This window comes from Pseudobdellovibrionaceae bacterium (assembly GCA_020635075.1).
GTDB lineage: Bacteria > Bdellovibrionota > Bdellovibrionia > Bdellovibrionales > UBA1609 > JADZEO01.
Window position 1 is genome coordinate 277479 of the sequence record JACKAM010000001.1, and the last position, 26249, is coordinate 303727.

Sequence of the window (26249 nt, forward strand, 5' to 3'; positions counted from 1 at the left end):
GTATCAGTTCTCGTACCAATATACTACTGTAGGGCGGCCTTTTGGGGCATTTAATTTCTTAGCTGTAGGGGTGGTTTTTCCCTTATCATCGGACTTGCCATCGCCCTTGTTAGCGGTGCCCGGGTCGCCACCACCTTCACCTTTTTTCTCTTCCTCGGCTTTGGTCAAGATGTCGATGTATCTCTCCTTGATGTTATCGAAGTCATAGGTGACCACTTCGATCTCACGGGTCACCCTACCGTAGCTGCCCACACTCTTGATGCGAAAGTTAAGCTCTGCATCAAAGACCAGAGGAATGCCGGCGGGATTAAAGGAGTCAGTGCGTACCCCCTGAGTGCCGAGGAAATCAAGAAAGTCATCGTAGTTGCGGAAGGGCCCCCCTTCCTGAGGGGAGCTGCGCCTCTCGATCACTTTGGTGACCACTTCATCCGTCATTTGCACATCCAGACTCTTGAGCACATGTTTATCCGAGTAGTTCACATTTACGCCCTTGGAGCCGTAAACCGTCACCTGGCGGGCCAGTACCTGATAGAGGTCATCTGTCATCTCGGCCACCATGTGAAGCTCATTTAGAGTCTTAAATGGGGCATTGGGCGGAATGAATTCGCTGCGCACATCCTGGTAGTAGTTCCGTTCATCCCCACCGACCAGGCTCTCGCTGTTTTCGTCGACCCAATCGATCATGTGGTGGACCAGGTCCTCAAAATTGAAAGTGCCGTATTTCTCAGCAAACTGCTCGTTGTTTTCTACTTCAACCTGGAAGATCTGAAGAATCTGATCCTTTGTCGCTTTCACCAGAGCTTCCGAATCGGAGCCCAGATCATTGATGTCGATCTTTCCCCCCTCGGATTCAATGGTCACGGCGTAGGAGGCGTCCATCTTGGATTCCTTTACTGCCGCCTGGATTTGACTCTTATCCACGCCTGATATTTCATCCGGTAAAACTGGAGGCCAGACAAAGGGAAACTGCCAAATCGGATCAAGCATGGACTTGTTCTCCCCAAGTTGCTCACCAAACGAGGCCATGGCCTTTTTGTAGAGCAAAATGCGAAACAGGCTCAATTCCAGTCCGGCCTTGGCTGCATAGTAGGCGCGCAGACGCGAGATCCCCTGCACAGCAATGTTGTTTTCAATACCCGTGCGAAAGGCCACCTCGGTCGCCAAAAAGGTGAGGATCATCATCACAAAGAGAGCCATCATCATGGCTACCCCACGTGTGTTAGTTATTGGTGCCAAAAGGCGTTGGCGGAGGTTTAGCTTTGCCTTTTTCATCCGTTTCCTCGGGTTTACGGTTATTGGGAAAGCGAAGCGCGGCAACCAACGTCATGCCCACCGGCTTTTCGTTTTCCACTTCCTTATTGTGAAACTCCAATGTGATCTCAACAGCATAGGGAAATTTGCCCTGTGAGTTGGCGTCCCCGCCCTTGTCGGTTTTCCATTGTTTGACCCATTCTTCTTCCTTTCCTGGCCCCAAATAGCGCAGTTCAAAGCGGGTGACATGCTCAAGAAGTACGGTCTCCGTCCCGCCCTTGGTCACATCGTCATCAATGATCGGATCAATCCGTCGCCACAAACATTTGCTCTTTTTCTTTTTGTTAAAGCGGCTGCGGCAGTCCTTAAGGAAGTAACCCACTTCGGCCTGGTCACTGGATTTGTCATCAGCGCGAATGCGCGAGTTGTTTAGAGTGGTGAAATTGAGCTCATCTTCCTCGCCAAGAAAATGGGTCAGAATCTTTTGTTCCTTGGGCTTAAACTCTTTGGCAGGCTCTTTGGGCTGATTGGCCTTTTCTTCAGCCCTTTTTTTCTCCTCTTCCTCTTTCTTTTTTTCTTCTTCAGTTTTTTCTTCGTCAGGTTTTTTGTTTTCGTCTTTTTTGGTTGTGTCAGTTCCCTTATTGAGACGATCAATCCGCTCTTTCTCGGCTAAATTGTAGAGATCAATGTTGATGTCACGGTAATGGAAAGCCATATTGATGTCTCTTTCCATAATCCGTAACACATCACGAACACCGGTGACTCGGTCGACCTCTTTTTCCACCTTCACCTTGGACTTCACAGCATTTTGTACACTTTCAGCCGTGTAGATGGACAGGATGGCCAAAATAGCGGTGGCAATCACCACCTCCAAAAGAGTCAGGCCGGACTGGGACTTAAGGGCGTTCAATTTTCACCCCCGCCTCCGGAGCCGCTGCCTCCGCCGTCACTTCCACCGCCTGAACCGTCGCCACCACCGGTACCGCCGCCGCCACCGGTACCGCCGCCGCCCGGGAGGCCGATGTCCTGTTCCCAGTCGACAAAATAAGTGGTGATCTTGTAAGACACCTCTTTTTTGCCAGCGGTGACCAAGACCGTTAGAGTGACCTCTTTCACGGCTTTGGAGACAAACTCATTGACCTGCTTGATCATAGTGATCAGCATCTCGTCGGCCCCGCCCTCTTGGGAGGTGAGTAGAGCGGTCAAATCCGGCATTTGAAATTCCTGAGAGGTGAGAAACCAGCGGTATTGGGGATAGTCGTCACCAAAATCCCCACTTTCTTCCTCGGGGATCTCGCTGACGGGCTTGCCTTTGTATTTGGCTTCCAGTTCCACCATCTTTCTTTCCAACAGGGTGGCCACATTGTTGGAAAGATTTATTTTACGCATGCGGTTGAAGTTACCCGACCAGGTCGAGGACACAGTGACAATGACCATGGTCAGAATTGACATGGCAATCAAGACTTCAAGAAGGGTAAATCCTTTTGCCCGGCGTTTCACTGATCGCGAATATCCTTTAACTCCAGGTATTCTGTGACTATTTCACTCTTACCCGTCAGCGGGTGAATGGCAAGGGTCCAGCGCGCCTGTTCGCTCAGCCTAAAGTGAACGGCCGCCTCTTCCACCAGGCCCTGGGGAAAAAAATGAATATAGGCCACTCCTGTTCCTATGGGATCCTTCTCCCGGGCCACTTCCACGTTTTCAAAGAAGAGGGGACGTGGGAGCTTTTGCTTTCTCATCACGGTGTCGTCCATGGCAAAGCCGTTAGGGTCGATGGGATTGCCGTCCTCATCCTCAAGGACTTCTTCCTCTTCGGCGTCTGCTCCCGGCAGAACGACCTTTTTGATGGTTTTTTCCACCCAGTACTCGTGTTCCTTTTCGCCTTTTTCCCAACCGTCCTTCATGTCGATGACCAGACGATAGGTGGCATTTTCCAGACGGGCGCGGTGACGTAGATCCTTGGTTAAAACAGTAAAGCGGCGGATGACCTCTTTAAGTTGGTTATTTTGATTGCCCACCCGGGGCATGACGGTTGCCAACAGAGCAGCAATGATCGCCACCACGATCATGATTTCCATAAGAGTAAAGCCAGCTTCAGAGAGCCGGCAACTCTGGATTGTTTTCGGTAACTTAAAAAGGCCTCTGAAATTAGAGGTTCTCAGAGGAGATATCTTCGTCTTCGCCAGAGCCACCCTCGCGGTTGTCGCGACCTAGAGACTGAAGAACATAGGTCCCACCAGAAGACTCATAGATGTACTCATGGTTCCATGGGTCGCGGGGTACTTTCTTGACGTAAGGATCTGGGCCCCAACTGGAGCAGCCATCTCCGGGAGCCTCAACCAGAGCGCCGAGGCCCTGATCTGTCGTCGGATAGCCACCACAGTCGGTGTAGTACATATCTAAAGCTTTACCCACCTCAGCCATGGTGATCTTTGCTTGCTTAATTCGTGCTGACTTCAATCGGCCCATCACCACAGTCACAAGACTGGCAACCAATCCACCAAGAATCACAAGGACGATCATGATTTCCAAAAGGGTCATACCCTTTTCATTCTGGGCCACGCCATGGGCGTTCAAGATTTTGCGCATACCTTTGCCTCCGCAAGCAATCGTTGAGAAAGAGGACCCAGTTTATCCTCCAAGGCCAGACATTTCAAACACTGGGATCATGATGGAAAAGACTATCACCCCAATAACGCAACCCATTAGGATCAACATGATGGGAGTGAGAAGGGAAGTGAGGCCTTCCACTTCGGTCTTCACTTGAAAGTCATAGGCGTCGCTGACTTGCGTTAGCATTTGTTCCAACTCGCCTGTCTTTTCTCCAATATTAATCATGTGAATCACGATGGGAGGGAACTGCCCTGATTTCTTAAGTGGGCCGGCAATGGATTCCCCCTCGCTGATGTTCTCCCGGGCGTTGTCCAGGGCTGTGGCCAGGACTTCGTTGTCCACAACATTGCGCACGATCTGCATGGCGGTCAGCATAGGTACACCGCCAGTCAAAAGAGTCGACAGAGTGCGGGTGAAACGACTCACCGCCACCATACGTGCCAGCTTGCCCACTGTGGGGAGCTTGAGGACAACCGCATCCCACTGACCTCGGCCTTTGGGCGAGTTCTTCCAACTTCTAAAAACCACAAAGATCACCACAAAGGTGGCCACAATCACATGCCAGTAGTTCACCAACAGGCCGCTGAAGTCGATGACCATGACCGAGTACCAGGGAAGGACCAGGTCAGGGTTGGAGTCAAAGACCATGACCATTTTTGGGATAACGAAGATAAAAAGGGCCGCCAGCATGGCCAACATAAACACCGTCATTAGCACTGGATACATCATGGCCGACTTGAGTTTGTTGTTAAGCTCATTCTGGCTTTCAGTAAATTCAGCCAGACGCAATAAAATGACGTCCAGAGTTCCCGACATTTCCCCAGCTTCGCACATGGAAACATAGATCTTGTTAAAGATCTTAGGATATTTGCGCATGGATTTATGAAAGGGAGCTCCTTCGTTGACGTTGTTTTTGATCTCCGCCATCACGTCAGAAAGCATTTCATTTTCCAACTGATCAGAGACCGCCCCCAAGCTGTCCACCAATGGTATGTTGGCTTTTAGCAGAGTGGCCAGCTGACGGGTCAGGATCGACAGATCATTAACGCTGACCCCTTTGTTGTGGCCCCCTTTTTTGGCTTTGCCTTTCTTAGCAGCCTTGGATTTGTCTTTAAGATCTACGACGTAAATGCCATCTTTTTTGAGGCGGGCACGTGCGGTACGGGCATTATCCGCATCGATCGAGCCGCGCACATTCTTCCCGGCTTTATTAAGGCCTTTGTACTCAAATAATGGCATGATTTGGACCGCCCTTTTAACTCACTTTAGGCATCCACTTGGGTATTGGTCAATACTTCCTCAATGGTGGTGACGCCCTTTAGGACCTTTTGAATTCCATGGTCACGAAAAGTCTGCATGCCATTACGGAGAGCGGCCTTTTTAATGGTTCCCCCATCCTGGCGCTGCATGATCAAAGAGCGAATTTCGTCGGTAACGAGCAAGAGCTCTTGAATGACCGTTCGGCCAATGTAGCCCTTTTGGTTGCACTCATTGCAGCCCACGGCGCGATGAATATTGGCGTTGCGCACCTGATCTCGGCTGATCTCAAGTGAGGCCAACTCTACCTCTGTGGGATCATAGGGCTCCTTACAATGAGGGCACAACACACGGGCCAGACGCTGGGCGACCACGCCCAAAAGTGAAGTGGCAATCAAAAAGGGCTCGCAACCCATGTCGATCAGACGAGGGAATACACCGGCCGAATCATTGGTGTGAATGGTTGAGAGCACCAGGTGACCTGTGAGAGAGGCATTAATGGCAATCTCAGCGGTTTCCAAGTCACGAATCTCACCCACCATGATCACGTTCGGGTCTTGACGAAGAATCGAACGCAAGCCCGAAGCAAAGGTCAGACCAATCTTGGAGTTCACCTGAATCTGGCCAATACCGTGAATCCGTTGTTCCACCGGATCCTCAACAGTAATGATATTCTTATCGACGGTGTTGATCTTGCTCAAGGCCGCATACAAAGTGGTCGACTTACCGCTACCCGTAGGGCCTGTGACCAGAAAAATGCCATAGGTTTTGGTCAGCATATGATCGATTTGTTCCAGGCTGTTCTCCGAGAAGCCCAGTTGCTCCAGCTCAAGCACCACGTTACTGCGGTCTTGAAGACGCATCACGATCCGCTCTCCAAAGGCGGTGGGCACGGAACTCACACGAACATCAATGTCTTTTCCCGCCAATTTCAGGGGAATGCGACCGTCTTGTGGGAGGCGCTTTTCGGCAATATTTAAATTGGCCATTACTTTAACACGAGAAGTGATAGAGTTCTGAAGCTTCTTGGGCGGCTTAAAAATATCGAACAAAATTCCGTCAATGCGGAAGCGAACCACCATATCCTTTTCGTAGGGCTCCAGGTGAATATCCGAGGCCTTTTCCTTCACCGCGCGGAATAGCAGAGTGTTGACCAATTTAATCACCGGGGCGTCGTCGTCACCGGCTTCCAAAAGGTCAATCACCGGGTCGTCCAGGTCGTACTCTTCGCCTTCGATTTCATCCAGGCCCTCCAGGGCCGCCGTGCTCTTTTCGTAAACCCGATTAATGGCATCCTGCAGGCGAGAGCTGGTGGTGACTCTGACCTCGATGCGTTTGCCAAACAGGACTCTTAGATCATCCAAAACCTTTAAATTGAGCGGATTGCTGGTCAACACGATCAGATGGTCGGATTCCAACTTAAAAGGGAGAACTTCGTGGTTTTTTGCGTAGTTGATGGGGATATCTCGAACCAAGTCCACCGGAATATCCCCGTAGGGGATGTCCTTGATGTAGGCGACATTCAAACGGTCACACAACTCGGCCAAGGCGTCCTCAGGCGTGTGGTAGGTTTTTCCTTCCATGGCCTCCCGCAGGGGGTTGCCATCACGATCATTGGTCTTGAGGAGGGACTGGAGCTGTTCCTCAGTGATCCCCGTCCCTTTAACTAGCAAAGACTCAAAATTCGGTGTGGCCATAGCAATTCCTTAAAACGTCTCGACGGCAGGTTCTTCCTTGGGCTCGTCATCGGAAAAACGGGAGGCATCATCATCGTCACCATCATCAGTCGGCTCCATCAGGGGAGATGGAGCCGAAGAGGAAGGAGGAGGTTGATTGTTGCCAAAGGAACGACGAGGAAGCTTGTCAATGGCTTCGCCATGGGGGTCCCGACCGTTCATGTAGCGCTGAATAAAGGTAATACGCTCATTGATCTTGTCGTTGAGGAGATTGGCATTGTCAGTGGTGTTGCGAATGATCTTTGGCGTGATGAAGACCACCAGGTTGGACTTCCGTTTGTCCACGGTTTTGCCCTTAAAGAGCCACCCCAAAATCGGAATGTCACCCAGTACAGGGACTTTGGTGACGTCTTCTGATTCTACGTCCGACATCAAACCACCAAGAACGGCCGTGTCACCGGAATTGACCACAATTTGAGTTTTTATCACCCTCTTGGTGGTGGCCACAGCGGATTTAGCCAGCTCATCGGCTTCCACTTTGGTGCGGGACAATTGCTTTACCTGCTGTTCAATCTTCAGTTTCACCGAATCTGTATCGGGACTGATGAAGGGAGTGAGATTCAGCTTGATGGTTACGTCTTCACGGTTGGCAGTGGTGGAAAGCGTGCCAGCGGTGGCGGTCGAGTCGCGGGACAGGTTCACAGGAATCGTTTCACCGACCTCGATTTCAGCTTCCTCATTGTCGAGGGCCATAATTTGTGGCGTGGACAGCACGTTTCCACCCGCGGCTCCCTTTAAAAACTTAATTAAACCCACAAGGCTGGTGACGGTCGCCGTAAAGTCGCCGGCCTTAAGCTCAAAAGTTTGCCCGCTACCAAAACCGAGAATGGCACCCGAGTCTGTCGCTGGATTGAGCAGGTTGCCGATGGGGGAGGAGCGGAAACCAATACGACCGACGCCCTTACTGCTGCGGTCAAAGGCATAGTAGTCCACACCCCAGGTTTGGGTTTTGGTGGCATTCATTTCCATGATAATGGTCTTCACGAACACCTGATCACGGGCAATATCGATTTTGGAAAGGATGTTTTTTACCACTTCATAGTCCTGGCGGCTGGCCGTAATAATCAGACTATTGGTGTTTTTGTCAGCCGCCACCTGAACTTCGCCTCCGAACACGCTGGCGGATTGAGCTAGGGGATTGGTGGTCCCCGTGGGCGAAGGGGTGGTTGTAGAAGCCTTCGCTCCCGACTGTTGGCTCTTTTTGGATTCAGTGGCAATGCCGTTTAACACATTGGCGATTTGCTCGGCTTCGCCATGACGAACGTAATAGACAAAAACGCCCCCTTGGTCTTCGGGACGCAATTTGAAATCCAATTTGCTAATCAGGCGGCGAATCTTGGCAATTCCGGCCTTGTTACCGACGACAATAATTGAGTTTGTACGGTCGTCGGATACCACTAGGGAATAAGACTCAGCCCCCGAGCCGCCGCTAGAGGTCTGGTTGGTGTTGCGGCGAAAGCGGGGAACGCCGGAGGAAAACCGGCTTTTGTTTGAACTTTCACCCTTGTTGATGATCTGGTCCAAAAGATCGGCCACATCCTTGGCTTTGGCGTAGCGGATGCGAATCACCGCCAGCTGTTCTTCAAAGCCGGGAACATCGAGTTGGTTGATAATATTCATCACCCGCTCAATGTTAGAACCGTAGTCAGAAATAATAATCGAGTTGGTGGGCTCATAGGGCACCATCTCGCCATCTTTAGAGGGCAGAATCCTCAATTGCTTATTCACGTCAGCCGCACTGATATACTTGAGCTTGATGATCCGGGTGATCATCTGATCGGTGTTGGGGAAGTAGTTTCCGGAGTAAGTCTCAATACTGTCCCGCTGGGCGTTCCGTGCAGATTTGATCTTCAAAAACTTTCCTGAAGGCACAACCGTGTAGCCGTTAATGGCCAGAGCTGACAAAAAGGCCTTGTAGGCTTCAGCAACCGACACCTGAGTGGGGGCAATAATGGTGACTTTCCCGCGAACCTGGGGATCGACGATGAAGTTCTTGCCCGTGAGTTCACTGATGGCCTTGATCACATCGGCAATGTCGGCATTGGGATAGTCGAAGCTCTCAATCAAATCAGGGAAATTCTCGTTAGTGATATCTTCCGGATTGGCGTAGGCAAACTTTTTCTTTTTGGGATCTTCCTCGTTCGCACTGGGCTCCGTCATGGGGGCGACACCAGCAGGCGGAGGGATGGGGGCTTGGGCCTGGGCCACGCCTGTCCACCAATAGAAAGCCAAAAGTGCCGAAAGCAATGCTGTGGTTCTCATGGGAATCCTTCCTTGTTGCCTCAACTTACTGTTGCCGTTTCACTTACTCAGTGACTGAGTAGTTAAAATTCTCATCCCTGCCGTTTCTCTCAACGCCCAATTCGATCTGGTTCGACGTCTTAAGGGCATTGTAAAATTCCATCGCGCGGGTGGGGCTGTTGATCAGTTCCCCATTAACCGACTTGATCACATCCATGGTCTTAAAGCCCAGTTTTTCAAAAATGCTTCCAGGGTTAATGGAGACAAAGCGGAAGCCCTCCACTCGGCCACCCGAGCCCGGCACAATGTTGGGAACCATGCGCGCTTGATTGAGAATCTCAGACAGGTTGGAGGTGTACTTGCTCAAGTCAGAGCGCTTGATTGAGAAATCAAATTCACCGCGCTTTTCCACTTCTCCCGATTCAGCCGACTTGATGGCTTTGACTCCAAAATTGATCTTAATGTCCTTGGGAATTTCGATGTACTCTAGGCGGTTGTTGGCCAGGTTGCGGAAGGTGACCTTGCGCCTCTCGATCTTAGTGATACGGGCAATGCCTTCGATTTCCTCATCAACCGACAGCACTTGGGTTTCATTGCGATTGCGAATGTTGATGGAGGCCACAGACTTTTTTACGTTGAGGTGAACAATGGTGCCCTCAAGCTTGAGCGGCAGTTGCGACAGTGTGGCCGGCCCATCGGTGGGCGCGTCTTCCTTCCCTTCCGAAGCCAGTGAGGGAGGAATCTTTCCGTCTGAATTCAAAATGTTTCGATCAGCAATGGACTCGTAGTCCATCTTTGTTGCCATGCGGGCCCGCGAAGTAGGTCTAACCTGAGCAGGTGGAGCTTCCGTTGGCAGCATCGAGGGTCGGTAGGACATGATGGAAAGATCGGCGATTACGTAACCCGCGAAGGCGGCGAGGAGATAAACATAGACCCCTTCTAAGGGCGGGCGTCCCCCACCTTTCATGTTATCTAAAAATGTTCCTCCGCCACCAAACCATCTCATTGGTAAAAAGTTTAGCAAAAGGCCATGGCATGAGGCCAAAAAAATTTCATTTTTTTGAATGATTCAAAGGACTTTACCCTTTGCGGTGGATGACAAAAAGGGTCCCGGTCCTTAGGTCTGGGAAATCGAACTCCGGGAGAGGCCCGAGAGCAGGACCTAAGTCCCCGTTGATTTCTTCAGGGTCACGTAGAAAATCTTCAAGGACCTTAGTCTTGGCAGGAGTGCAGCATTTTTACCAAATCGAACACAAGGCTAAATGAGGCAAATTTTTTGAGATTTTTGTCAGGCACGGGGATTGCTCACTATCAATTGTGTCGACAGCCAATCCCATTGGCGGCGACAGAGGGGACTCAAAAAATAAAAGGAAGGTTCGCAATTGGTATTGGAAACAAAGTGGCAGGTGACTGTCATCTGCCGACCGTGAACCCATTTTTTGGGAGGGGAAATTCATGTCTGATGCAGTGGTCTTTCAGGGTCTTAATGCCCTAGACTTCGAAGAGATTCGCGCAAGCGTCGTTCGTATTCCGGAAGTTACCCGGAGAATCATGGAAGCTCAAAGGATTTGGGACTCCAGTGAAGCCAGCCACTTCGACTTCTTCAATTTCATTGCCTCTGAAGACCGTGTCTTCATGAGTAACATTCGATTGAAGAGTCTAGCTGCTGCCGTTGTGCAGGTGGGCCTTTACGAACGCTTCTTGCGCTACCACAAACCACCACAAATAATTGTCGGCAATGCAAACGGCGATTCTGCCCTTAAGGTGGCCGCTGGGATTCTGACCTTTGAGGAGATGGTTTCTCAAAGCGCAGCTCTCAAGCTCACCCGGCCGGTCGCACCTCTGCAGTTGGCCGATGCGCCAGTGTTGAGCGGCATTTCATTGACTGAGTATGGTGCTTACCGATCCGCTAAGGACGACAATGGTGAGTCGGTGATGGACGAGATTTCGGTCGACAAGATCGATCCGGCCAAGATCATTGCCACTCTGGTGGAAGAGCACGATGTTCGCTCCTTTACCAATGTGGGTCCGGGAAATCTTCTTTATCCTCAATTGGAGGAAGACCTGAAGATGGCCGATATCCAGGTGGTGGAGTCCATTGAAATGGACCCAATGCTTAGCTGGTTTTGGACCGGAATGCGCAGTCGCGATTTTGCGGTTGCTCAATAACCTCAATTACCACAGGGCCAATTCAAAATCCGGAGGCTCATGCAAATGCATGGGCTTCAGAAAGTCAGGTACGGGTTGGTCCGGTGATAACACGCAATAAAATCCTCCCGGCATCGAGGAGGAAAGAAATCCTCGTGGCGGCAGACTCAGCCAATAGTGATCAAAGTGGGTGTAGACTAGGAATTCGTTCTTGGTGGTAGACTTATAGGCCGTGTACAGCAGGCTATAAAAGATGTCTGGATTTTCGGCAAACAGGTGAGTCAAATAGCAGAATTCAAGTGGTTGAGAGACGGGGGGCAATCGCTTTCCCATCCCTAAAAAAGACAGCAAATGTAATCCTTCTTTGAGAGTCAGAGCTTCTGGCGAATAGCCATGGCTGTAGACCCGTTGTGTTTGCGAGGGGGACCAAATTCCGGTGCAACCCAGGATGTTATTGTCCTTGTCTTTGGCAAGAAGGAAGTTCTCCAGGTGCAGGTCTTTCCATCTTTCCAGGTTTTGATGAATGGACTCAAGACTGAGGGAAAAAGTCAAAGGCCTCAGAGATTTCTTTTTTAAAATATAAGCGTAGAGGGCTTCCCGATCAGACTCCTGGGCCCTCTTGACGAGAATGCTGGGTAGGGGGCGAGGTCGCCAGGGGAGAAGCCCATGAAGGCTGACAATCTGAAAGCGACGAAACAAATAATAGCGAGGTAAACGTCGTTTCATCGACCGGGGTCGGACAAAGGCATTGTAGGCCTGCTTCTGACTCTGCGCCACGACAGAAAAAATATAGCGGCAATTCCTCTTGGCCTTTTCTTCCTCCAAGACGGGCAGAAAGTGCTGAGACCAGCTGAGAATCGCCCCTCTGGAGGTGGAAACGCGCAAGTCGGTGGCAAAGCCGATGGTTTGTACCTCGCCCTCCACCAATGCTTTGCGGAAAATCAAAGACGCCATGGCTTCAATCTGGTCCTGATCGTTTATCAACAGATAAGTAACGAAATCATCAGATTGCAGCCGGTAGTGGTCAAAAAAAGATCCGATCCTTTGATAAGAAATATCAATACTTCCAGGCAAGGTGGTGTCTTTAAAATGGTCAGTGACTTTTTGATCGTCAGCAGCAGTGGCTTTCACCAGACGCATGAATCACTTTTTCCACATGATGTCGGTTTCGCCCATTTTTTGATTGGCAAATCTAGCCATCACAAACAGGTAATCGCTGAGTCGGTTGAGATACATAATGATAATGGGATCGACGGATTCTCCGTCCTCATTCAAGCCTATGGCGTAGCGTTCAGCCCGCCGACAAATGGTACGGGCTTGGTGGAGAAAAGATGCTATCAAACAGCCGCCGGGCAGAATAAACTCGGTTAGTGGTTTCAACTGCTCCGTCCAGCTGTCGATCTGACCTTCCAATCGACTGACCAGGCCCTCTGACAGGGGAGGGAGTTTTTTTGTCCATTTGTCATCATCACATGCCAAATGACTGCCAATAATGAATAGCTGATTTTGTAAGATGCGGACTTCATCCAAGCTGGCTTTGGCAAAGTCCATCATATTGGACTGGCCAATCAAGGTGCTGAGTTGGGAGCCGACAATTCCGAGAACTGAATTGAGTTCATCCACGGTGCCGTAGGCATCTAGCCGCAAGTGAGATTTGGTCACTCGCTTGCCATTGACAAGAGAGGTCGTCCCCTGGTCCCCTCCGCGGGTGTAAATCTTGGTGCTCATAACGTCCAGCTAAACACAAAGGGCTGGGGGAGCCAATGAAATTTGACTTGCGGGCTGGGCCTTTCTTGCCCATGATACGGCCATCATTTCAAAAGAGGCCATTATGAAGCCATTTTTTGTTTCAGTTCCCCATTCGGGCGAAGAAGTTCCAGCAGACACCCCCTGGCTTCACGGATTGTCGGAGCCACACCTGATGCGTGATGTGGATCGGTTCGTGGATTTGCTTTACCGTCCAGCCATCGATGAGTTGGATATTCCTTTTGTCGTCGCTCAGTGGCACCGCTATGTGGTGGATCTCAATCGACTACCTGAAGATGTGGATGAAGATAGTGTGATCGGTAGCCCTAATCCTTCGGGAACTTTTCCACGTGGACTTCATTGGACGGTGACAACGACGGGAGAGGCCCTCTTGTCCAATCCCATGTCTCAAGAGCTACATGAACAATTGGTCAAACGTTACTTCCGCCCCTTTCATCAGGAAGTTGAAAGTGTTTACGCCGGCTTCCGTCAAAAAGGTGCAACTAAGGTTTACCATTTGGATGCCCATAGTATGCCTAGCAAGGGCACCGAAGCTCATCGTGATCCAGGTGAAACCCGGGCGGAGATTGTCGTCAGCGATGTGAATGGCACCAGTTGTGAAGCCTGGTTTCTCGATCTGGTCGTGGGCAGCTACCAACAAGCGGGATTCAAGGTCGCAGTGAATTGGCCCTACATGGGTGGGCGCGTTACGCAGACCTATGGTCATCCGGACAGGGGTCAGCACGCCATTCAGGTGGAGATGAATCGAGCTATATATATGGATGAAGTGACGAAACAGTTGGTCACTGCCAACCTGGTTTCAGTTCAATCCCAAGTGAAGGCCGCTTTGCAGTCCATCTATGCGGAAATTCCAGAGTTTTGAGATCTGCTTGAATTGACCCCCTTAAGCTGAAATGCTACATCCCCCACACTTGTTGAGGCGCGATGTGAAGCAGCTTGTTAAAATCTTGCGGTCCCTTTTACCGATCTTGCTCTGGCTACCAGTTGAAAGTGCAAGTGCAAGTGCCTCGACCCTCAACCTGAATCAAATTTTCCTCTCCACAATTGAAAACAATCAGGAACTCAAAGCGGCCCAATCAACCCTTGAGCAGGCGCGAGCTTGGGAAAAAGAGGCCGGACGTCATCTTTTTCCCAGTGTGAGCTTAAATGCGAATGTCACTCATCAGGAGTATCCTGGCTACCAGTCTTTACCTGCAGGACTGGCGCCCGGGGTGGATTTGTTTCCCACTCGACTCTATGGAGCCTCCTTCGACGTCGATCAGCCCATCTATCTCGGCGGACGGATTTGGAACGCCTGGCGCTTTCGCGAAGTGCAAAGGCAAAAGGCTGAGTGGGACCAGAGGGCCACACAACAAAAGGTTTTGGCTGAGATCCTCCAGCTGGTCTGGAATTGGTCGGCCCAATCGGAGATTTTAAAGGTTTTAGGTGAGTCAAAGGATCGGCAAGAGGAGTTTGTCCGTCTGACCAGAAGGCGGCTGAAAACCGGAAATGCCCGCGAGTATGAACTTCTTCAAGGTGAAGCCGACTTAATCTCTTATGAGCCACGAATGAGTGAAATCAAGGAGCGGTTAATCAGTCTGCAAAAAGGGATTCAGGTTTTGTCCGGGATTCCAAAGACAAGTGTTTTTCCCGCCAGTTTTTTCTCTCAGTCTGACAAATCCCCAAAAATTGAGGTGAGGGGGGAGTTTCTCCAGCGCAGCCGTGAGCAGAATCCAGAATTGCGGGCCGCAGAGTTGGGCATTCAGTTAGCTCGGCTTAATCGGGAGATTGATTTGGGAGAGCACCGCCCCAGTGTGTCCATCAAAGGCCGGTGGGGTTGGTCATCGCCAGACCGTGGTGACATTGGTAGTGAAAGTGCCAAGTCATCGTCGTTGACTTTGCAATTGAGTGTCCCCCTGTTCTCCGGTTTGACCTCTCTCGAAGTCAAGCGTGCCGGACAGTCGGGCATTCAAGCAGCAGAGGCAGCTTACCAGTCAGCCTTGGATCGGCAACTGATTAGGCTGGAAGAAGGCAAAGCCGCTCTGGTTGCCAGTGGCCAGCGCCTTGGGCAAAGTCGCCAATGGCGGCAAAAAGCCGAAAAGGCCTTGGCTGAAGGGATCAAAAGCTATCGGGTGGGCCTGACCTCCAATTTTCAGGTGGTGCAACTTCAGGCAGCTCGGGAGAGAGCGGCTCTGGGTGAAATTCAAAGCCGCCTCGATCATCATGTGAAGTTTCTCAATTGGAAATTGGCTTTGGGCGAACCAGTCGAGGAGTGGTCAAAGGGACTCACAACTCCTCACATCAAGGGCCCATGATGGGATCGTAGATAGGATGGATGGGGCCTTATGAAGTTTCTGGAGCGATTGTTTAAAACTCTGATATCCGTCAAATTAGCTGTCGTGGTGATTTTAATGCTGGGAATTCTCTCAGCCGTTGGCACCATCTATGAATCCAAATACGATGCCGAGTACGCCCAAAAACTCGTCTACCATTCGCCACTTATGTACTTTTTTATGGGACTTATGTGTGTCCAACTCATCTGTGTGATGATTGACCGCTGGCCGTGGAAAATGCGCCACGCTCCGTTCTTGTTGGCTCACGTGGGGATCATTATCACTCTTGCTGGGTCGTTAGTGACCCGTTATGTGGGTCTTGATGGCAGCATGACCTTCAATATCGGCCAAACCACCCGCCATGTGACGGTGAGTGGGCGGGAGCTATTGGTATACGCATCCTTTGATGGACAAAAGTTCACCCCCGTAGGTTCGCGCAGCGTGGATTTTCTCTTGGAGCCTCCGGACAAACATCCGGTGGCTATTCAGCTTGGTACCGACAAAATCGAAGTTCTCGACTATTACCACTATGCCTACCGCAAGCAGGAAATCGTACCTTCCGAGAGTGAGTTCGATGGCCCCGCCATTCGCTTTCAATTGCAGAACGACAGGGTGAACGTATCTCGCTGGTTGTTTCTCGGCAGAGGGCAGGGCAAGGATATTGCCGACCTAGGGCCGGCGAAGGTCGTCCTCACTGACAGCCCATATAAGAATATGGGGCTCAATGCCATTGTTTTTAACTTTGATCCCAACAAGAAACAGATCAAATATGAAATACGCTCCAAAGAAAGGGGCGTGAGCAAAAAAGGAGATTTGGAAGAGGGCCTAAGCGTTGAAACCGGATGGATGGGGCTGCAGCTCAGAATTTTGCGCTACATCCCCACCGCCAAGCGGGAAACGACCTACGAACATCGGCAGTATCCCACGCCGCAAACAGTTTCAGCGCTGAAAGTTAAATTTAACGATGAAGAACACTGGATGGGTGCCAATACAGTCCTACGACTATTTACGGAGACCAACGTGTACGTTTTGAGTTACGGCAACAAACGGGTGGAGTTGCCCTTTGATCTCACCCTTTCTGATTTTCGCGTTGGCCGTTACCAGGGGACTATGCAGGCCATGAGTTATGAGAGTGACGTTTTGGTTAAGGGACTGGGGAAGACAACCATTTCCATGAACAATCCACTTAAGCACCAGGGCTTTACTTTTTATCAGGCCAGCTTTCAGGAGGATGAATCAGGTAAACCCGTGATGTCGATTTTGTCCGTCAATCAAGATCCGGGACGGTTTTGGAAATACTTGGGATCGCTGATGGTCACACTTGGGGCGATTTTGCTGTTTTGGGAAAAGAGTTTGAAAAAGTGGATAAAAGAAGGCGAACAAGGAGATCGGGCATGAGGCGCTCTCGTCAGCTATGGTTTTTGTTGGTGCTGATGTTCATGGCTCCCAGTGCCTGGGCGGGCGCTGCTGGCGAAGCCTTAAGAACCTTGCCGGTTCAACAGGGTGGACGGATCAAGCCCTACGATTCTTTTGCCCGTGAAGCCTTGAAGCTGGTGTATGGCCGGGAAAAGTATCAAAAGCGGGAAGCAGCTGATGTGGTACTTACCTGGATGATTATTCCCGAACACTGGGATGAGGTGGAGTTTATTCAGGTTCGTCACTCTGGGCTGCGGGAAGCTCTTAAGCTCGATGGTGTGCGTGTCTATTACAGTCCTAAAGAGTTGTTTCTGAATGAACGGGTGGGGCTTCTGGTGCAGGAGATGCGCACCAAACTTCAGGCTCAGGAAAAATTGAACCCCTATTACCAAGCCGTGCAAACCTTGGAGAATCAACTTAGCCTTTATCACGGCATTAAATTTGGTCAGGCCCTGCAAGTGGTGCCCGACGCCAGTAGTGAAACCTGGCTGCCAGTAGCCCGCCTCGAAGGCGAGTTGAAAGACAAGTTCGCGGCCATCACCAAGGCATTTATCAAAGTGGTAACGACTGAGTCGGAAGGCAAAGGGGGAGCTGACGAAGCCGTTGCCAATCTGGAAGCGGCGGTCGCCGATTTTAAGATGCTGGCCCAGTCAGTGAGTCCTGAGAAATACGGCAACCAAAGCAAAATCAAAGCGGAAGTTCACCTCAACACATTTCATCCATTCATGTGGTCATGGATTTTCTACCTCATCGGCGGGCTGTTTTTGTTGGGCGCCATGGTCAATAACCGCAAATGGCTCTATGTGAGCGGGTGGGTCACGGTGATCGTGGGCTTTTTGCTCCACACCTATGGCATGGGTGTGCGCAGCTATTTGTTGGGTCGGCCTCCTGTCTCCAATATGTACGAGACCGTGGTGTGGGTCCCCTGGGGTGCGATTATTTTTGCGGCTCTGTTGGAGTGGAAGAGCCGGAGCAAGACTGTGTTGATGGTGTCTTCTCTTTTGTCGGTGTTTTGTTTGATCCTGACCGACATGGCTCCTTCGGTTCTGGATAAAACACTGTCACCCTTGCAGCCAGTGTTGCGGGATAACTTTTGGCTCACGACCCATGTGTTGGTGATCACCCTCAGTTACGCCGCCTTCTTTTTGGCCTTCGCTCTTGCTGATCTCCAGTTGGTTTACTTTTTGCGCGATGAAGGTAAATACGCCCAGAAAATTCAGGAAGGCACTAAAGCCATCTATCGCACCATCCAGGTGGGAGTGATCCTGCTGGGCGCTGGAATTATATTGGGAGGGGTTTGGGCCGACTACTCTTGGGGGCGATTTTGGGGATGGGACCCAAAAGAGACTTGGGCACTCATTGCCTGGTTTGGCTATTTGGCCATCCTCCATGGTCGAATCGTTGGTTGGGTCCGGCAGTTTGGTTTGGCGGTGAGTTCTATTATTGGTTTTTCTCTGGTGATCATGGCCTGGTACGGGGTGAACTTCGTACTTGGGGCCGGGCTTCACTCCTACGGCTTTGGTGCCGGTGGCGTGGAGTATGTCTCGGCCTTTGTGGCCGCCCATATTTTATGGGTCGTCTACGTAGCAACAGTGCGTCAGAGTCGACTCAAGAGCCGTGAATCTTCTGCTCAATAAATGTGCTGAAGTTTTTTCGACAACAGCCCACAAAAGCCGTGGAAGGCTTGTCCATGGCGGGTTTTTGCCTTTCACGTTTTTTCTTAAAACAAGTGTCTGATGGTAAAGAAGTCAGTCCCTTCCATGGGTGATAGGCCCTTAGATTCGTTAACAATTTCTTGATTTCATGATGGACAAGGTCCAGACCCAGATTTATAGATAGTTAATTTTGAAAACGTATTGTTAATAACATACAGCTGAGACATCCACACTGTAGGTACCTTATGACGAACAAGGTGATCGGCGCTGCTGTCGTTGTCGGGCTTTTAGCCGGACTGTCGGGAGTTATCTATTTATTATCCACCAATTCGGTGACTATCGGTTACAATAAGGGATATCAACCCGACCAACCGATTCCTTTTTCACACGAATTACACGCAGGACAGAACAAGATCGACTGTAAGTACTGTCACGTAGCGGTTGAGGTTTCTCGCCACTCGTCAGTCCCCAGTTTGAATATCTGTATGAACTGTCACCTAACTGTTGGCTTGGACAAGCCCAACATCATGAAGCTGCACGAGGCTAACTCCAGTGGACAATCCATCCCCTGGCAGAAGGTGCATCTGCTGCCCGATCATGTGAAGTTTAACCACTCCGCTCATATAGCGGCAGGCAAGGTCTGTCAGGACTGTCACGGCCCGGTTGAGACCATGCCGGTGGTCTATCAATATAATAATTTGTCGATGGGATGGTGTGTGAGCTGTCACCGTCAGCCGGAGAACAATGCTCCGACTGAGTGTTCAACTTGCCATTATTAACAACTTTGGGAGCCTGGAAGAAATGAGCGATACGAAGAAGACTGGATCTGAACACAAAGGGTCTCCGAAATATTGGCTGAGCCTAGATCAGTGGCGGCAGGACCCGGAGTTTTTACAACAAGCAAAAGATGAGTTCCAATCAAGCCCACTGGCTGAAAACAGTGGCCAGGGCGGATGGGCAAGGCGTGAGTTCCTGAAGTTAATGGGTGCCAGCATGGCTCTCAGCACATTTGGTTGTCTCCGTCGTCCCGCACAGAAAATTGTGCCCTATGTGAAGCGCCCGGCTGAGATTGTTCCGGGAAGGATCAATTATTATTCATCATCTTTCGTTGATGCGGGAATGGGTTTTGGATTGGTGGTGGCCACTCGCGAAGGTCGTCCGATCAAGGCCGAAGGAAATGTGGACCATCCTGTTAATGGTGGTGCCATGTCGGCCCGCGCCCACGCCCACTTGCTGGCTCTGTATGACCCTGAGCGTGGCACCGGCCCGATGAAAGTGGACGGCGGCAAGGGAGCTGCACTCACTTGGGAAAAACTAGATGAAGAAGTGGTGGCAGCCCTTAAGCAGGGTGGAGTTGCCGTTCTCACAGGATCTTTGCTTTCGCCTTCGACCAAATCAGTGGTCAATGAGTTTGTCCGCGGCAGTGGTGCAAAACACTATGTTTGGGACCCGATGAGCCTTGAAGCCAACCGCCAGGGGCAGCAAGACTGCTACGGTCAATCGGTTCTGCCTCACCTGCGCTTGGACAAAGCCAAGTACATCTTATCTGTTGATGCCGACTTCTTGGGAACTTACCTCCAGCCGGTTGAGTTCAACCGTCATTTTGGCCAGGGCCGTAAGCCCGGCAAGGACATGAATAAGCTGGTGGTGTTTGAATCCCTGATGTCTTTGACAGGTTCCAATGCTGACGAGAGATACCGCATTCGCCCCAGCCAGCAAGTGGATGTGGTCATGGGTATTCTCCATGAACTCATTGTTGGTTCTAAAGTCTCTCGTTATGCCAATGATTCATCTGTGACATCCGTGCTTTCAAACTACGCAGATGTGGCTGGACGCTTGGGGATTGACCCCAAAGTTTTCACTCGTGTGGCCAGCGATTTGTGGGCTTACAAAGGCCAGTCACTGGTTATGGCCGGCGGAATGACAGGACAAACCGCTCAGGCACAGGGACTTCAGGCGGCGGTGAACTTCTTAAATACTGTTCTTGAAAACGATGGGCAAACCATCAATGCTCGCGGTTGGACCTACACTGGATATAAGGGAACTTCTTCTGATCTGACCAGCTTGGTTCAAGACATGGAATCCGGTCGGGTGAAGACTGTCATCATCGCCGGTGTCAATCCTGGTTACGCAGCCGGCGCAGCTGGCTTTGCGGCAGCCATGAGTAAGGCCACTGGCATCTATATTGGTGATCGCATTGATGAAACTGGTGCCTTAGCCAAGTATGTGGCCACCTCTCATCATGAAATGGAAGACTGGAACGACATGGAAGTGGTGAGCGGAGTGTACAGCATTCAGCAGCCCACCATTCAACCTCTGAACGACACCCGCTCTTTGGGCGATAGCTTGATGGCCTGGGGTAAAGCCGCAGGTTGGGCCTCCTTCCAGGGCGCCAGTAACTGGTACGAGTATGTGCGAGCTTATTGGAAGAACTCCATCCACGCTCAAAATCGTGGAACAGGAATTGGTCGTGAGGACTTTGAGAGCTTTTGGTACGAGGTTCTGCAACAGGGTGTGTTCGACACAACCTCTGGAAGCCAGAGCCATTCCGCACGGAGTTTTGACACCCGCGCATTGAAGGCGGCGGCCAAATCCGATCGAGCGGCAGCTGAATTTGAATTGGTACTTTACCCCACGGTTGGATTGTTGGATGGGTCACTGGCCAACGTCTCTTGGCTTCAGGAATTCCCTGACCCGGTGACCAAAATCTGTTGGGACAATTACCTGTGTGTGTCGCCCAAAGATGCTCGCAATCAAAAACTTCATGAAGGTGATGTGGTCAAAGTCACGGTTGGTAACAAAACCGTCGAAGCTCCTGTGCACATTCAGCCGGGTCAGGCTGATGGTGTTTTGGGCTTGGCAGTTGGCTACGGTCGCTCCAAAGCTGGGAAGGTGGCCAACGGTGTGGGCGTGAATGCCTATGACTTGGCTTCTTACGGTAGTGGCGGAGTTGTCTACGCCGGCCTTGATGCTAAAATGCAGAAGACCGACAAGCATATTGATTTGGCCAACGTTCAAGGTCACCACTCCATGGAGGGCCGTCAGATTGTGGTGGAAGCCACTCTTGATCAATATATGGAGAATCCTGCGGCCAACATTCATAAACACAAGATTTTCTCCATGTGGAGTGGCCATGAGTACAAGGGCCACAAGTGGGGAATGGCCATTGACCAAAATGCATGCACTGGTTGTTCAGCCTGTATCATTGCCTGTCAGTCGGAAAACAATATTCCGGTCGTTGGCAAGCAGTATGTGTTGAAGGGTCGTGAGATGCACTGGCTGAGGGTGGATCGTTACTTTACCGGTGATCCAGAAGACGCCGGCGTGGTTTACCAGCCTCTTCCCTGTCAGCACTGTGACAACGCTCCTTGTGAAACCGTTTGTCCCGTCGCTGCCACCACTCACACCAGCGAAGGCATTAATGATATGACCTACAACCGCTGTGTGGGAACCAGGTACTGCGCCAATAACTGTTACTATAAAGTGCGTCGTTTTAACTGGTTTGACTACACTAAGATTGAGGCACCCATGCACCTGGCTCTGAACCCTGAGGTCACTCAGCGGGCGCGAGGGGTGATGGAAAAGTGCACTTTCTGTATTCACCGAATCAAAGGGGCGAAGCACCAGGCGAGGGTCGATGGTCGCGAGTTTAAGGCCGAAGATGTTCAGGTGGCCTGTCAGCAGTCCTGCCCCACTAAGGCGATTGTATTTGGAGACATGAACGATCCTGACAGCCAGGTGAGCAAACACTTCCAAGATGGCCGCTCTTATGCCCTTCTTGAGGAGTTTATGGCTGCTCCGGCTGTGAGGTATCAGACCAGGATTCGCAACACTGATCAGTTGAAAGGCGGATCAGATCACGGGGAAGGTCATCACTAATGTTGAAGCGTAATCAATTAGTTCTCGGTGAAAAAACGTATAAAACCATAACAGAGGACATTGTCCATCTGCTGGAAAAGTTCCCACCCAAGCAGTACTTTGCGCTGCTCTTTAGTGCTAAGGTCTTGTTCCTACTCTACATCGTCACCATGGGTGCGATTGTGTTCAAGGGGATGGGACTACAGGGTGTGAACCACCCGGTGGGCTGGGGAACGGATATTATCACCTTCGTATTCTGGATCGGTATTGGTCATGCCGGAACTTTGATCTCAGCAATTTTGTTTTTGTTTCGCCAGAAGTGGCGAACATCGATTGCCCGAACTGCGGAAGCGATGACTGTCTTTGCTGTGATGGTGGCCGGTACTTTCCCCATTCTGCACACGGGTCGTCCCTGGCTGGGTTACTGGCTTTTGCCTTACCCCAATCAACGGGGTCCACTATGGGTGAACTTCCGTTCACCTCTGCTCTGGGACGTGTTTGCGGTTTCGACATACGCCACGGTCTCTATGGTCTTCTGGTACGTCGGAATGGTGCCTGATTTGGCCACCATTCGTGACCGTGCAAAACATCCAGTGCGCAAAGCCATCTACGGTGTACTGTCTCTTGGATGGCGGGGTACAGCCCGGGCGTGGAATCACTACGAGATTGTCTATATGCTTCTCGCCGGATTGAGCACCCCTCTGGTTCTCTCGGTTCACTCTATCGTATCCTTTGACTTTGCCGTGGCCGGTCTGCCGGGTTGGCACACCACGATTTTCCCTCCCTACTTTGTGGCGGGTGCGGTGTTCTCCGGGTTTGGTATGGTGGTCACACTCATGACTCTTCTTCGTCATGTGGTGCCGGTGTTTAAGGACTACATTACCATCGACCACATGGAAGCCATGTGTAAGATTATAATGTGTACCGGTCTGATGGTTGGTTATGCCTACGGGATGGAGTTCTTTATTGCCTGGTACGGAGGCTCTCCCTATGAGGGATTTGTCTTCGTCAACCGCGCCTTTGGTCCCTACGGTTGGGCCTACTGGATCATGGTCACTTGTAACGTGATCATTCCTCAGGTGTTCTGGTTTAAGAAGGCCCGCACCACCATTGGAATCATGTTTGTTGTGTCCATCTTTGTGAACATCGGTATGTGGTTTGAGCGTTATGTGATTGTGGTCACATCACTCCACCGGGATTTTCTGCCGGCCAACTGGGGCATGTTCGACATGACATTCTTTGACTTTGGCCCCCTGATTGGCTCTTTCGGTATGTTCTTCACCTTGTTCCTGATTTATCTGCGTACATTGCCGCCGATTGCCATTGCTGAGGTTAAGCCAGTATTGAGCGTCGGTCGCGACGGAGGTCACCATGGCTAGTCTTCCTGAAACCCTCTTGAACACCTTTCGCGCCAAGGGAAAGCCTGGTGTGGCGGGGATCTGGTTGGATGAACATGAACTGGTGAAGGCAGCAGCTAAGGTTCGCGAAGCCGGATTTAGAAAGTTTGATGCAATCAGTCCCTTTCCCTTACACGGAATCGACGACGCTATCGGCATCCCCCGTTCCTTTATTCCATGGGTATGTTTTATTTTTGGCCTGACAGGGTGTTTGTTCGGGGTCTGGTTCACCTGGTGGACGTCCTCTCAAGATTGGGCGTTGAATATCGGTGGGAAGCCCATGTGGTCTCTCGCAGCGTTTATTCCGGTGATTTTTGAGTGTACCATTTTATTGGCAGCCCTCAGTTCAGTGGCCGCCATGATCTTGGTCAACGGTCTCCCCAAGGTGGACCCGCCCATCATCGATCCAGATCTGACTTGTTCCAAGTTTGCTCTCTTTGTACCTGAAGACGACCATGGTTTTGATTCAGACCGGGTTGAAAAGCTCTTCCGGGACTTGGGCGCGGCAGAAGTGAAAAGGACGGAGTTTTAAATGAAGCAGGTCGCAATTGTTATTTCCTCAGTGATCGCCTCGCTGGTTCTAACTTCCTGTAATGCGGGTAAAAACAAAACCAATATTGAATTGGTCACGGCCATGATGGACCAGGAATCGGTAAAGTTTCAGGACTGGGACCCTAAGACCAAAGACAATTTTGCCATGCGAGTTCCCCCAGAAAACACCGTGCCTCGCGGCTACAAGCCTTACGCATATAAGGGAGAGCCGGAAGAGGCGGGAAGAAACCTGAAAAACCCTCTGGGCGTGGATTATTCCAAAGAGACCCTGGAGTTGGGCAAAAAGAAGTTTGATATATACTGTGCACTTTGCCATGGCCCCTCTGGTGCGGGTGATGGCCAGATCGCCCCAAAGATGATTTTGAAGCCGCCAGCACTTGTCTCTGACAAGGTTAAGAATTTTCCTGATGGTCGGATTTTTCACATTATCACCGATGGACAGGGAACTATGGGAAGTTACCTGGTTCAAATTCAAGACGAAAAGGCCCGCTGGGCGGTGGTGAATTACGTGCGAACTCTTCAGAAGCGTTCGTCCGCCAATTGATTGAGAATTTTAGAGGAGCATTTCCATGGCAGCACATAGTGCAAAAGAATTAACCCCGGTCAAATTCACCCAATCCAACCGGATGAAGACCGTCTACTCGATCTTTATGTTCCTGGGGCTGGCGGCCTTTGTCGTGACCTTGATCACTGATAAAGAACGGGCCTGGCACTCCTATCTGGTAAGCTTCTTTTACTTTGTCTCTCTGGCTGTGGGTGGGCTTTTCTTCGCAGCGGTTCAGCATGTGACCAAAGCTGGGTGGTCGGTCAATATCCGTCGACTGGTGGAATCCTTTACCGCCTTTATGCCCTTTGCCTTTGTCGGTGCCATTGTATTGCTCATCGGCTCAACCCACCTTTACGAGTGGCTTCATGCCGATGTGGTGGCCAAAGACGCCCTTCTTCAACATAAGGCGGCTTACCTCAATATGCCTTTCTTTGTGATCCGAGTGTTGGTTTTCTTCGGCGCATGGGTGTTGTTCTCTCGTATTTTGGTTGGCGCTTCTACTAAGCAGGACTCCTCCGGTGATGTGAATCTCACTCACAAATGTGTGCCCTGGTCGGTGGCCTTTTTGCCTGTTTTTGCTTTGTCTTATACTTTCTTTAGCTTTGATTCCTTGATGAGTCTTGAGCCTCACTGGTTCAGTACCATCTATGGAGTGTACACCTTCTCTGGCCTGTTTCAGGCCACTATGGCAGCCACCATTTTATTGATCCTTTATTTGAGCAAGAAGGGTCTTTTGCGTGGCTATGTGGATGAAAACCACCTTCACGATTTGGGTAAATTCCTTTTTGCCTTCACCGTGTTCTGGGCTTACATCGCTTTCTCTCAATACATGCTGATTTGGTACGCCAACTTGCCTGAAGAGACGATCTTCTTTTTGCCCCGCTTGGATGGTGGCTGGCTGACCGTTTCCATCGCTCTGATCATTTTCAAGTTCATCGTTCCCTTCCTGGCTCTATTGCCTCGTTGGGCCAAGCGCACGCCCACTCATTTGGCAGCGGTCAGTGTTTTGATCTTGATCATGCAGTATGTGGATCTTCACTGGTTGGTTTATCCCGTCTACAATCATGACGAAGTGAAGTTTGGACTGCCTGAAATCGGCATGTTCCTTGGCTTTGCCGGACTCTTCCTGTTTGCTGTGGCTCGCTTCCTGAGCAAGCATTCAGTGGTGGCGGTGAAGGATCCGAGGATCAGTGAATCCCTTCACCACCACGTCACCTACTAGTCGGGCTGATGAAAAGGGCTCATCTGCGGCGTTAGATGGGCCCAATCTCGCTCCAACGTGCAGCTAGCACGCCTCCTCTCGCTTGGGCCCATCCGCCTTGCATCTGAACCCTTTTGATCAGCCCGAATGGGCGATTCCTATCGAAAGGGGTCCACGCGCCTCGCAATCGAACCCATTTGACCATCCTGAGCGATGCTCCGCCTGCCTTGTATCCGGGCCCTTTTGACCGGTCCGAATGGGTGATTTCCTCAAGGGCTTTTCCAGGATTGAAACGCCC

The 26249-nt window shown here is 50.8% G+C and carries 21 protein-coding genes and 1 pseudogene; 11 read left to right on the forward strand and 11 right to left on the reverse strand.

The window, feature by feature from the left end:
* Nucleotides 1–3 precede the first annotated feature (3 nt).
* The 9 genes and pseudogenes from H6624_01085 to H6624_01125 all read right to left on the reverse strand — a co-directional run bounded on the left by H6624_01085 (nucleotide 4) and on the right by H6624_01125 (nucleotide 10104).
* Nucleotides 4–1203, reverse strand: a complete 1200-nt coding sequence (locus H6624_01085; GenBank protein MCB9082903.1) for a general secretion pathway protein GspK — start codon at nucleotides 1201–1203, stop codon at nucleotides 4–6.
* Between the two features lie 16 nt (nucleotides 1204–1219).
* A complete protein-coding gene (locus H6624_01090; protein MCB9082904.1) occupies nucleotides 1220–2161 on the reverse strand; it encodes a prepilin-type N-terminal cleavage/methylation domain-containing protein in 942 nt (313 codons plus the stop codon).
* A gap of 101 nt (nucleotides 2162–2262) precedes the next feature.
* Nucleotides 2263–2703, reverse strand: a pseudogene (locus tag H6624_01095) (general secretion pathway protein GspI).
* Nucleotides 2704–2747: 44 nt separating this feature from the next.
* Nucleotides 2748–3329: a type II secretion system protein gene (locus H6624_01100; GenBank protein ID MCB9082905.1), complete on the reverse strand. Its 582-nt coding sequence runs from the start codon at nucleotides 3327–3329 to the stop codon at nucleotides 2748–2750.
* A gap of 70 nt (nucleotides 3330–3399) precedes the next feature.
* Nucleotides 3400–3840 (reverse strand): type II secretion system major pseudopilin GspG, encoded by a 441-nt coding sequence (gene gspG, locus H6624_01105; GenBank protein MCB9082906.1) that lies wholly within the window; start codon nucleotides 3838–3840, stop codon nucleotides 3400–3402.
* A gap of 42 nt (nucleotides 3841–3882) precedes the next feature.
* Nucleotides 3883–5103: a type II secretion system inner membrane protein GspF gene (gene gspF, locus H6624_01110; GenBank protein ID MCB9082907.1), complete on the reverse strand. Its 1221-nt coding sequence runs from the start codon at nucleotides 5101–5103 to the stop codon at nucleotides 3883–3885.
* Between the two features lie 26 nt (nucleotides 5104–5129).
* Nucleotides 5130–6818, reverse strand: coding sequence for a type II secretion system ATPase GspE (gene gspE / locus H6624_01115; GenBank protein MCB9082908.1), 1689 nt, complete (start codon nucleotides 6816–6818; stop codon nucleotides 5130–5132).
* Nucleotides 6819–6827: 9 nt separating this feature from the next.
* Nucleotides 6828–9119: a type II secretion system secretin GspD gene (gene gspD, locus H6624_01120; protein ID MCB9082909.1), complete on the reverse strand. Its 2292-nt coding sequence runs from the start codon at nucleotides 9117–9119 to the stop codon at nucleotides 6828–6830.
* A gap of 43 nt (nucleotides 9120–9162) precedes the next feature.
* Entirely contained in the window at nucleotides 9163–10104 is a 942-nt protein-coding gene (locus H6624_01125; protein ID MCB9082910.1) for a general secretion pathway protein GspC, read from the reverse strand.
* Between the two features lie 449 nt (nucleotides 10105–10553).
* On the opposite strand from H6624_01125, the gene H6624_01130 reads away from it, so the two are divergent.
* Nucleotides 10554–11267: a hypothetical protein gene (locus H6624_01130; GenBank protein ID MCB9082911.1), complete on the forward strand. Its 714-nt coding sequence runs from the start codon at nucleotides 10554–10556 to the stop codon at nucleotides 11265–11267.
* Nucleotides 11268–11273: 6 nt separating this feature from the next.
* On the opposite strand, the gene H6624_01135 is transcribed toward H6624_01130, so the two are convergent.
* Nucleotides 11274–12386: a hypothetical protein gene (locus tag H6624_01135; GenBank protein MCB9082912.1), complete on the reverse strand. Its 1113-nt coding sequence runs from the start codon at nucleotides 12384–12386 to the stop codon at nucleotides 11274–11276.
* Between the two features lie 3 nt (nucleotides 12387–12389).
* Nucleotides 12390–12974 (reverse strand): cob(I)yrinic acid a,c-diamide adenosyltransferase, encoded by a 585-nt coding sequence (locus H6624_01140; protein ID MCB9082913.1) that lies wholly within the window; start codon nucleotides 12972–12974, stop codon nucleotides 12390–12392.
* A 103-nt stretch (nucleotides 12975–13077) separates the two neighbouring features.
* Here H6624_01140 and H6624_01145 point away from each other — a divergent pair, with 103 nt between their 5' ends.
* The 10 genes from H6624_01145 to H6624_01190 all read left to right on the forward strand — a co-directional run bounded on the left by H6624_01145 (nucleotide 13078) and on the right by H6624_01190 (nucleotide 25972).
* Nucleotides 13078–13875 carry an N-formylglutamate amidohydrolase gene (locus tag H6624_01145; protein MCB9082914.1) on the forward strand — a complete coding sequence of 266 codons (798 nt, stop codon included), beginning with the start codon at nucleotides 13078–13080 and terminating at the stop codon, nucleotides 13873–13875.
* A gap of 64 nt (nucleotides 13876–13939) precedes the next feature.
* Nucleotides 13940–15307 (forward strand): TolC family protein, encoded by a 1368-nt coding sequence (locus tag H6624_01150; GenBank protein ID MCB9082915.1) that lies wholly within the window; start codon nucleotides 13940–13942, stop codon nucleotides 15305–15307.
* 30 nt (nucleotides 15308–15337) lie between these two features.
* A complete protein-coding gene (locus H6624_01155; protein MCB9082916.1) occupies nucleotides 15338–16723 on the forward strand; it encodes a cytochrome c biogenesis protein ResB in 1386 nt (461 codons plus the stop codon).
* Nucleotides 16724–16758: 35 nt separating this feature from the next.
* Nucleotides 16759–18378, forward strand: a complete 1620-nt coding sequence (gene ccsA, locus H6624_01160; GenBank protein MCB9082917.1) for a cytochrome c biogenesis protein CcsA — start codon at nucleotides 16759–16761, stop codon at nucleotides 18376–18378.
* A gap of 263 nt (nucleotides 18379–18641) precedes the next feature.
* Nucleotides 18642–19175, forward strand: coding sequence for a cytochrome c3 family protein (locus H6624_01165; GenBank protein ID MCB9082918.1), 534 nt, complete (start codon nucleotides 18642–18644; stop codon nucleotides 19173–19175).
* 22 nt (nucleotides 19176–19197) lie between these two features.
* Nucleotides 19198–22275 (forward strand): TAT-variant-translocated molybdopterin oxidoreductase, encoded by a 3078-nt coding sequence (locus H6624_01170; GenBank protein MCB9082919.1) that lies wholly within the window; start codon nucleotides 19198–19200, stop codon nucleotides 22273–22275.
* Complete coding sequence (gene nrfD / locus H6624_01175; protein MCB9082920.1) at nucleotides 22248–23633, forward strand: polysulfide reductase NrfD; 1386 nt, start codon at nucleotides 22248–22250, stop codon at nucleotides 23631–23633. Before H6624_01170 ends, nrfD begins: the two co-directional genes overlap by 28 nt.
* Entirely contained in the window at nucleotides 23626–24183 is a 558-nt protein-coding gene (locus H6624_01180) for a DUF3341 domain-containing protein (protein ID MCB9082921.1), read from the forward strand. The genes nrfD and H6624_01180 overlap by 8 nt, the downstream gene beginning before the upstream one ends.
* A complete protein-coding gene (locus tag H6624_01185; GenBank protein MCB9082922.1) occupies nucleotides 24184–24747 on the forward strand; it encodes a cytochrome c in 564 nt (187 codons plus the stop codon).
* 25 nt (nucleotides 24748–24772) lie between these two features.
* Nucleotides 24773–25972: a molybdopterin oxidoreductase gene (locus tag H6624_01190; GenBank protein ID MCB9082923.1), complete on the forward strand. Its 1200-nt coding sequence runs from the start codon at nucleotides 24773–24775 to the stop codon at nucleotides 25970–25972.
* Nucleotides 25973–26249 lie beyond the last annotated feature (277 nt).

Bases quoted from the DNA above. Each gene is read 5' to 3' on its own strand.
- H6624_01125 (MCB9082910.1), bottom strand. From the start codon at position 10,104: ATGAGATGGTTTGGTGGCGGAGGAACATTTTTAGATAACATGAAAGGT.
- H6624_01135 (MCB9082912.1), bottom strand. From the start codon at position 12,386: ATGCGTCTGGTGAAAGCCACTGCTGCTGACGATCAAAAAGTCACTGAC.
- gspG (MCB9082906.1), bottom strand. From the start codon at position 3,840: ATGCGCAAAATCTTGAACGCCCATGGCGTGGCCCAGAATGAAAAGGGT.
- H6624_01155 (MCB9082916.1), top strand. From the start codon at position 15,338: ATGAAGTTTCTGGAGCGATTGTTTAAAACTCTGATATCCGTCAAATTA.
- gspE (MCB9082908.1), bottom strand. From the start codon at position 6,818: ATGGCCACACCGAATTTTGAGTCTTTGCTAGTTAAAGGGACGGGGATC.
- H6624_01165 (MCB9082918.1), top strand. From the start codon at position 18,642: ATGACGAACAAGGTGATCGGCGCTGCTGTCGTTGTCGGGCTTTTAGCC.
- H6624_01185 (MCB9082922.1), top strand. From the start codon at position 24,184: ATGAAGCAGGTCGCAATTGTTATTTCCTCAGTGATCGCCTCGCTGGTT.
- H6624_01145 (MCB9082914.1), top strand. From the start codon at position 13,078: ATGAAGCCATTTTTTGTTTCAGTTCCCCATTCGGGCGAAGAAGTTCCA.
- gspD (MCB9082909.1), bottom strand. From the start codon at position 9,119: ATGAGAACCACAGCATTGCTTTCGGCACTTTTGGCTTTCTATTGGTGG.
- H6624_01180 (MCB9082921.1), top strand. From the start codon at position 23,626: ATGGCTAGTCTTCCTGAAACCCTCTTGAACACCTTTCGCGCCAAGGGA.
- H6624_01190 (MCB9082923.1), top strand. From the start codon at position 24,773: ATGGCAGCACATAGTGCAAAAGAATTAACCCCGGTCAAATTCACCCAA.
- H6624_01170 (MCB9082919.1), top strand. From the start codon at position 19,198: ATGAGCGATACGAAGAAGACTGGATCTGAACACAAAGGGTCTCCGAAA.
- H6624_01140 (MCB9082913.1), bottom strand. From the start codon at position 12,974: ATGAGCACCAAGATTTACACCCGCGGAGGGGACCAGGGGACGACCTCT.
- ccsA (MCB9082917.1), top strand. From the start codon at position 16,759: ATGTTCATGGCTCCCAGTGCCTGGGCGGGCGCTGCTGGCGAAGCCTTA.
- H6624_01085 (MCB9082903.1), bottom strand. From the start codon at position 1,203: ATGATGATGGCTCTCTTTGTGATGATGATCCTCACCTTTTTGGCGACC.
- H6624_01130 (MCB9082911.1), top strand. From the start codon at position 10,554: ATGTCTGATGCAGTGGTCTTTCAGGGTCTTAATGCCCTAGACTTCGAA.
- gspF (MCB9082907.1), bottom strand. From the start codon at position 5,103: ATGCCATTATTTGAGTACAAAGGCCTTAATAAAGCCGGGAAGAATGTG.
- H6624_01100 (MCB9082905.1), bottom strand. From the start codon at position 3,329: ATGGAAATCATGATCGTGGTGGCGATCATTGCTGCTCTGTTGGCAACC.